We start from the raw sequence: 1,527 nt of genomic DNA, 5'->3' as shown, positions 1-1,527 counted from the left end.
TGCTGTGTTTTCCCTGTGGCATTGGTTTCTGAACAATTTGTCCATCAATATACTCACTAGCAGGTTTGGTTTCTGGTAGTTTTATAAACGCTTCCAATGACACTAATTTTGATTTTTGATTTGGAGAGTTTTGAGTAATCATTGTCATTGGTCACAAACCCCATTGAATTACTATTTATAGTCTATAGCATTTTTAGTTAAGATGTGAACATAAATATAATCAAGCAATCAGCCAGGGTAACCAAATTGCTAAACTAAGCAAGCTGATAAACAAAACTGGCATGGTAAGAATAAAACTTAAGCGAATATAATAAACCCAACTGATTTGGAGTCCTCTAAAAGCCAATACATTCAACCAAAGTAGAGTTGATAGACTCCCTAACGGAGTAATTTTTGCTCCTAAGTTGCACCCAATTAAATTACCGTATATCATCACTTCTTTTACAGCTGGATCAATATCCGTAATGTTTTCAATTGCCTTAGCATTCAGCAGTACTGTTGGTAAATTATTGAGTACACTAGCAAGAAATGTGGCTAAGAAACCACTACCACTAGCTGCTAAGGTGAGTCCCCAATTAGAAAGGATTTCCAACCGCTGGCTCAACAGAGCAGTTATGCCCAGATTGTCCAAACCGATGCTGAATAGAAACAGGACTAAGATAAGTAAAATAATTCGCCATGGCAGTTGACCTGCTAGCGGTAAGATATAACTAAGTCTACTAGCCCGACCGTTAAAGGAACGTGCTGCTAATGCCACCATCACTAAAGCGGCCATAGCAGCAATCCAGGCAATGGGGAAATTTAGCACTTTTGCCAACAAGTAGCCAATTAGGAGTAGTCCTAAAATAGGAAAACTCAATTTAAAGATTAAGGAATCTCGAATCGCACGATTAGGTGGTGGTAGACGGGCAAGGTTATAGGTCAGGGGGATTTGGGGTTCAAAATAGAACCAAAGAATGATGATACTAGTGGCTATTGTGGCAACGGTTACCGGCAACATCACCATCACATAGCGCAACCAGGAAATCTGTAAATAGTCAACATAAATCAGATTGACTGGATTACTCATCGGCAGTAGCAAGCTAGCGGCATCGGTAATAAAACCACTAGTAAACACAAATGCCAGAGTAGCTTTGGCACTAAAGCCAAGCAGCAGCAAAATTTCCATGACAGCAGCTGTCCAGACTATGGTCGTGGCGAGGTTAGTAAACACATTGCTCAATAACATCCCCACTAGGATCACTAAGGAGAAAAGCAAATGGCCACGACCACATCCCCAATTAGCTATGTGAAGCGCTAACCACCGAAACCAACCTGCTTGACCTAAACTTAGGGCAAGAATAATTAGAGAAATAAGGGTGAAAGTGGCGTTTCCCACTCTCGCCCAGACTATGGGAATATTCTGGAATAGCAAAGGGAATAGGGAGTAGGGAGTAGGGAGCGGTGCGACCCGTGGCGAATTTAATTACGGGTCAAGCGCACCGTAGGGAGTAGCGATGCAGAGGTGCGACCCGTGGCGAATTTAAT

Annotated in this window: 1 protein-coding gene and 1 pseudogene; both read right to left on the bottom strand. The window is 41.9% G+C overall.

What is annotated here, in order from left to right; genetic code table 11:
• Positions 1-142, bottom strand: a pseudogene (locus F6K20_RS38035) (Uma2 family endonuclease); the annotation flags it as partial.
• A 78-nt stretch (positions 143-220) separates the two neighbouring features.
• Positions 221-1,414: an ArsB/NhaD family transporter gene (locus tag F6K20_RS38030; RefSeq protein ID WP_287298344.1), complete on the bottom strand. Its 1,194-nt coding sequence runs from the start codon at positions 1,412-1,414 to the stop codon at positions 221-223.
• Positions 1,415-1,527: the final 113 nt, after the last annotated feature.

Origin of the sequence: Moorena sp. SIO2C4 (assembly GCF_010672485.1) — a bacterium.
Classification (GTDB): domain Bacteria; phylum Cyanobacteriota; class Cyanobacteriia; order Cyanobacteriales; family Coleofasciculaceae; genus Moorena; species Moorena producens.
Note: the sequence above shows the minus strand (reverse complement) of the source record. Positions and strands in the feature narration are given on the sequence as shown.